Annotated in this window: 7 protein-coding genes; 3 read left to right on the top strand and 4 right to left on the bottom strand. The window is 41.1% G+C overall.

Features of this window, described 5'->3' with window-relative positions; all coding sequences use genetic code 11:
- The coding region (locus tag HWQ23_RS01035; protein ID WP_292822918.1) for a hypothetical protein at positions 1-196 on the top strand (196 nt) is incomplete at its 5' end.
- Between the two features lie 721 nt (positions 197-917).
- Positions 918-2123 carry a histidine kinase gene (locus HWQ23_RS01030; RefSeq protein ID WP_292822917.1) on the top strand — a complete coding sequence of 402 codons (1206 nt, stop codon included), beginning with the start codon at positions 918-920 and terminating at the stop codon, positions 2121-2123.
- A gap of 24 nt (positions 2124-2147) precedes the next feature.
- Here HWQ23_RS01030 and HWQ23_RS01025 read toward each other — a convergent pair whose 3' ends face one another.
- Complete coding sequence (locus HWQ23_RS01025; RefSeq protein WP_292822916.1) at positions 2148-3173, bottom strand: response regulator; 1026 nt, start codon at positions 3171-3173, stop codon at positions 2148-2150.
- Positions 3161-3361 (bottom strand): hypothetical protein, encoded by a 201-nt coding sequence (locus HWQ23_RS01020; protein ID WP_292822915.1) that lies wholly within the window; start codon positions 3359-3361, stop codon positions 3161-3163. The genes HWQ23_RS01025 and HWQ23_RS01020 overlap by 13 nt, the downstream gene beginning before the upstream one ends.
- Before the next feature lie 493 nt (positions 3362-3854).
- Between HWQ23_RS01020 and HWQ23_RS01015 the strand changes: the two genes are divergently transcribed.
- Entirely contained in the window at positions 3855-4115 is a 261-nt protein-coding gene (locus HWQ23_RS01015; RefSeq protein WP_292822914.1) for a CRR7 family NDH-1 assembly protein, read from the top strand.
- Positions 4116-4546: 431 nt separating this feature from the next.
- Here the strand turns inward: HWQ23_RS01015 and HWQ23_RS01010 are convergent, their stop codons facing one another.
- Positions 4547-5182, bottom strand: a complete 636-nt coding sequence (locus HWQ23_RS01010; RefSeq protein WP_292822913.1) for a hypothetical protein — start codon at positions 5180-5182, stop codon at positions 4547-4549.
- Between the two features lie 168 nt (positions 5183-5350).
- Positions 5351-5920: a DUF2854 domain-containing protein gene (locus HWQ23_RS01005; protein ID WP_292822912.1), complete on the bottom strand. Its 570-nt coding sequence runs from the start codon at positions 5918-5920 to the stop codon at positions 5351-5353.
- Positions 5921-6000: the final 80 nt, after the last annotated feature.

Genomic DNA, 6000 nt, shown 5'->3' with positions numbered 1-6000 from the left:
CGCCACTGATTCCGAATACAGAATTCAGTGGGGGACTTACGGCGCAATAGTTAAAAACTCGCCAAAGAACAGTTTCGCTACCAAAAGCTTTAATCTCCTTGCAGATGGAGTATCACTCAGGCGATGGCGAACGCGAACAGCGTCTGCAAGAGTTGGCGGGCAAAGCGATCGCCAAGCAACTGAAGCGATAGACTAGGACTAAAGCCCCCCTTAGCCTCACCCAAGGAGGGGAATAGATCAAGTTCGCTAACCCTGGCTGACAATTTATTGTGGAAATTATTCATCTGACGATGGTAAGCTGAGTAAGGCAATAGCTGGGAAATGCCAGTTTTAAGCAATTCCAAGAACTTAGCGTAAGTTCGTTATTCTTGGCGACTGGGGTCATAGGCAAAGCAATCAAGTGTCGCAGCAGTTTCGCTAGTATCTGTTAGCTATGGCTGTTTTCCCAATCTTACTAAGATTGGGTAGAGGCAAAAAAGACACTTCATCGGATGGACTGGCGGTTGAGAAAACCCTCTACAAAGTTGGTCTGAACAGTTAACAGCTTCCTGATAGATTAGATACAATTAGCAGCTGCGTTTAGTTGAGCGATCGCTTGTTCAAAGCGAACACTAGAATTGACATGGTGCTGCACTAGCCGATTTGACATAGTATATTAAACCTTTTACCTGCTGGCTCTGGCGAAAATTTTTGATTCAGGGCAAATTAAGACTTATATTCAAGGGCAAGGTTGTTTTTTGAAGATGAAGTTAGCCAAAAAGGGGCAAAAGGCACCCAAAAGATATGTCTAATGTCAAAAACGCAGTTCTGATCAGAGTAGGAAATCTAAAATAGATATTAAATTGAAGAAAAAACAACGACCATCGACAACCGTCAGTCCATTTTACTTTCTGTAAAGCGTCACCGGGTTGTTACGAGTGCTGAAACACGATTACATGCAAGTTTCCCAGGATCAGCCTATTTATTCTGAGGCTCCACTCCAGCTGCTATTGTTTGTCGATGAACGCCCGAAGTCCCGACAACAGGTGCAGCGAATACGTGCTTACTTAAAAGAATTGCAGGCTGAGTATAGTTTTGAACTTCAAATTGTCGATATTGGACAACAACCTTACTTAGCAGAACACTTTAAATTGCTCGCAACGCCAGCTTTAATTAAAATCCATCCTGAACCACGACAGATTTTAGCTGGGAGTAATATCATAGCGCAATTGAAAAACTGGTGGCCTCGCTGGCAAGCTGGTGTAGACACCTACTTAAAATTACAGTCAGACTTACAAGAACGTCTAGACGACAATGCTAGGGCGACATCACTCAAATCCACTATCCGTTCAGTGGCTGTTTCTGCTGAACTAATCACACTCTCAGACGAAATTTTTCGCTTGAAACAGGAAAAAGATAACCTCGAAGAGCAGCTACAGTTTAAAGATCGGGTGATTGCGATGCTGGCGCACGATCTTCGCAATCCGCTAACTGCTGCCGCGATCGCCATAGAAACTCTCCAAACTAACTACAATGTAGAGACAGGGCAATTCCAGCGCCTCAAACCATCTTTGACGGCACATTTATTAAAACAAGCCCGGAATCAAACTAAGATCATTGATCGGATGATTGCCGACCTTTTGCAGGTAGGTCGTGGCAAAGATACAGAATTTCCTATTTTACCACAAAAACTACAGCTAGGTAAACTCTGCTTAGATGTACTCGAAGAATTGGGCGATCGCTACACAGCCAAATCCCAAGAGGTAGAAACGGATATTCCCAATGACTTACCATACGTCTATGCTGACCCAGAACGCATCCGCCAAGTGCTAGTGAATCTGTTGGATAATGCCATTAAATACACCCCAGTAGGTGGTAAGATTAGCGTTGCCGGATTGCACCGCACTACCCAAAAAGTTCAGTTTAGTATTCGCGATACTGGGCCTGGTATTCCTGTAGAGAATCGCGATCGCATCTTTGAAAACCACTTTCGCCTACAACGGGATGAAGGTACAGAAGGTTACGGCATTGGTCTTTGTTTATGCCAACGCATCATTTTGGCACATTATGGTCAAATTTGGGTAGACTCTGCCCCCAATAACGGAGCATGGTTCCACTTCACACTGCCAGTTTATCCTTCTTAGGTATAAGGTATTGACAAATGCCAATTAAGAACTTGAGATAAAGCGATCGCGCCCCTTGTCCTTTGCTTGGTAGAGTGCTTTATCGGCTAGCAAAATCAAATCTGAAGGCGAGGATTCCCAAGTGGGGACAATAGTCGCAATGCCCATACTGAGGGTGAGATATTGACTCACAAAAGAACCGTCATGAACAATTTGCAAATCTTTGATTCCCGCTTGTATCGCTGCGGCAACATGGACTGCGCCAGATGCAGGGGTGTATGGCATAATCACAGCAAATTCTTCCCCTCCATAACGCGCTACTAAATCTTGATGTTTTTGTGCCTTAAGGCTTAAGAGAGCTCCCACTTTTTGTAAACAGATATCCCCAGCAGGATGGCCATATTTATCGTTATAAAATTTAAAAAAGTCGATATCACACAAAATCATTGACAAAGGAGATTCCTTTTGTATTAAATCAATCCACTGATTCTTGAGATAATCGTCAAAGCGGCGACGATTTGCCAACTCAGTTAAGCCATCTACATTGGCCAGATGCTGCAAATCTTGGTATGCCGTCTCTAATAGTTTGTTTCGTTGCGCTTGCCGTACCAGTTCGCGCAACCGATGGCGCAATACAGCGAAGTTAATTGGCTTAGTGACGTAATCACTCGCCCCTACTTTAAAAGCATGGTTTACGGATTCCTCATCGTCCAAGGATGTGATCATCAATATGGGAGTACGCTCCCACATCTGGGAGATCACAGTATTGTTAAGGGGCGAGTCAGTATCAAAGGTTGTAACGGCTGATATTAAATTATTCTTTGCAATCTGGCGCAAGTGCTCACAGCAGGTAAAGCCATCCATCACAGGCATTACAGCATCTAGCAAAACTATATCGGGTTTGATAGTCTCGTAAGCATCTAAACATTGTTTACCATCATTGACCTCGACCACTCGATAATTTTCTTCTTGCATAACTTTACGCAACAATACTCGGGTGATCTTGTCATCATCAGCCACTAGAATCAGTGGTTGTGGTGTACGAACAGGAAATGGGCTTATGCCTGACATGAGTTGCCTTCCACTTCGGGGACTATCTTGAAAAAGGCCGTGCAACTCAATCGCATCGGGGCGATCGCTCTTTTCATCAATGCCAGGATTAGCGGCAAAGGTGTGTGTGGCTTCACAATCAACTGTTTTTTGACAATAGACTGCTCAATGTTAGTGAGCCAAGCAAGCGGTAGATAACTAAGTTGCATAGAGAATCTATAATTAGAACACGAAGGCAATTGTTACCTTTTTGTTCAGCTATGGTTATCAAAGGAAATATTACTTTTATCTTTCCCAATAGTTAAAGTTAAATTACGATTTTTTGAGAATTGCAAATGCACACCTTAATTATTTAGTTCTGTAGTTAGTTTAGAAACCTCGCCAGACAGGGCAAAGTAATTGCCAAAATGCGCTCAAAAGATAGCTAATAGTAATAAATCTCATCTGAACGAAATTTATTTAGTCTATTCGCTAAGGGGTTGCGAGGGTTTAGTATAATTACATAATATTGAGATTAAACTAGCTGCAAAGTTTTATTTTCCAGTGGCTCTGGCTTAATAAATTAAGATTAATGTTTTGAGCAAGTAAATCCTATAATTACTTCACATACAGCACATAAAACCATCATCTTTTGCGCTAGACAAACAATCAGAAGTTCTTACAAAAAAATCAAAACCTATTTAGATTCACTAAATTTTTAAAATGCCAGACCCATTAATGTATCAGCAAGATCACTTTGTTGTTCTAGAAGCAAATCAACCAGAACAATTTCTGACACCATCAGAGTTATTAGAAAAGCTCAAAACAACTCTCCAACAACTCGAAATTCAAGATTTATCACCTGACTTGCAAAAGTTTGAAACTGTGGAAGCTCAAGCACAATATTTGCTCGACACCAGTTGCGAATTAGATATTGCTCCTGGGCAATATTTGCAGTGGTATGCAGTTCGTTTAGAAAAGTAACTTTTTGGTCAATGGTTAAACAAAGAACAATTCAGAATTCAGAATCACTCTCGTGGGGGATTTAGACCTCTTGCAAAAGTCAAACACTCGCCCAAAAATAAATTTTCGGGCTAATAGCTCATATTATGTCCGCTTGATTACTTATTAAACGCGAAGAACCCCACCCCGCCAAAGCTGCGCTTTGTCTCCCCTCCCCGCAGGCGAGGAGGGGATTAACCCTCTTTTGTCACTTTCGGCAGATAATAATCTGTAACTCTTACCCAGACAGGATTTTACCTATAGAGCTTTGTTTGGAGGTTTCTATTAGTTTGCGATGCCTTCTCTGCGAGACGCTACGCGAACGGCGGGCGCAGCCATCGCTAATCTTCTCAGGAAATCTAGGTTTGATCATTTAGCCTCAATTTTTATTTCCCCAGAGTGACAAAAGAGGGTTAATAGGCATCGCCTCTAACCTCAGATGAAAGGATGCCTACAAGCACTCGTACCAAATCTTCTAAACCTTCAGGAACACGATAAAGTTTAATATCTTCTACAACCCGCTTATCTTCTCTATGAAGAGTACCAAATTTCCAGTCATCTCCATTGGTAACTGCTCCATATAAAATAGGTTTTTGATCGTCTAGGGACTGATCAAGAGCGATTAATTCTACTGCTAGCTGTGTAAAGCCTCTTCTGATATCTGATTGTTTTGCTTCAATCACCAATAGGGAGTTAGATTTATGTAAGTAATAATCAAAAGTACCTTTGAGTTGTTCATTAACATTAATCGGGTACTCACTATATAGTTGAGCCTTTGTCTGAGCACATATTTCAGCAAGGATAGGTGCAATTAAAAATTCCCGTATTGATATCTCGGCAATTGGGTTAAAAAGCTTGATATTGCGCTGCAAATAATTTTGTAAAAATTCTAAATAGCTCAGTTCAGCAAAGTATCTTGGTAATTCTAGCTCTGTGCGATCGTAGGTGTACTCAAACTCAGCCAAGATGTCTATTGTTGGGTTGGGCAACAAAAAGTATTGACTAAAAGTGTAACTTTGCTCAGGTTTTAAAATTCTATATTTGCTCATGATTTTTCTCGTGTACGAACCACACCGGAGATATTATGGCTGGGATATCATTGAGCAATGCGCTACCAAAACTCCTACCGCATTATTGGATTGGACTGATACCAAAAAGCTTTAATGTGGGTAACGATAACTTATAAAGCAATGGAGCTTTGGTAGCGATAATTTTTGTTATTGACTATTGACTATTAACTCTTTTTGAGTATTAATCAGTGCTAGTTCAATTTTATTTTCAGATGGCTGGGTTATTTGAATCTCCAATCCAGGGCCAAAATAGTTGGTCATTTTTTCCTGCTTTTTTTGCCACACATCAATTGGTATTAGCGGTGAATAAAATTCTAAAATTAGAGCATAGCTCCCATTAACTTCTATTTCTCGCAACCCTGTGACTGTTGGCCGTTCCTGGTCTGTGGGACTCAAACCTAGAAAAGAAAGTGTTGTATCTAGATGAGCATCTTGACCGTAGCAATATCGGGTGATGTCTTTGCGAATTTTATTTTGAGTATCAGTTGCTTGCTGCTCGCGCAGTATCAATGCTGACGGTGACGTAGTTTCGGTAAATGGTACTGGCTTAAGTTCATTAGCTTTCAGCGCCAGCCCTCCCAACAATAAAGGAATCCCGTAAAAAAATCCGACAAGATTGAGTGTGGCATTATTACCAGCATAGGCGACAAAGCCAATGATGGTTAATATGCCGCCGATCGTTAAACCGAGTGTTCCCAAAGAAATTTGGCGTAGCATGAGCTTAAATTAGTATAAATTATTAATACCTCAGTTTTATTATCATCGGCTATGACTAACAAATTAGGGAAGAGTATTAA

It is taken from the genome of Nostoc sp. JL33 (assembly GCF_017114985.1).
In the GTDB taxonomy this organism is placed as follows: Bacteria; Cyanobacteriota; Cyanobacteriia; order Cyanobacteriales; family Nostocaceae; genus Nostoc.
This window is presented reverse-complemented; position numbering and strand designations above follow the sequence as displayed.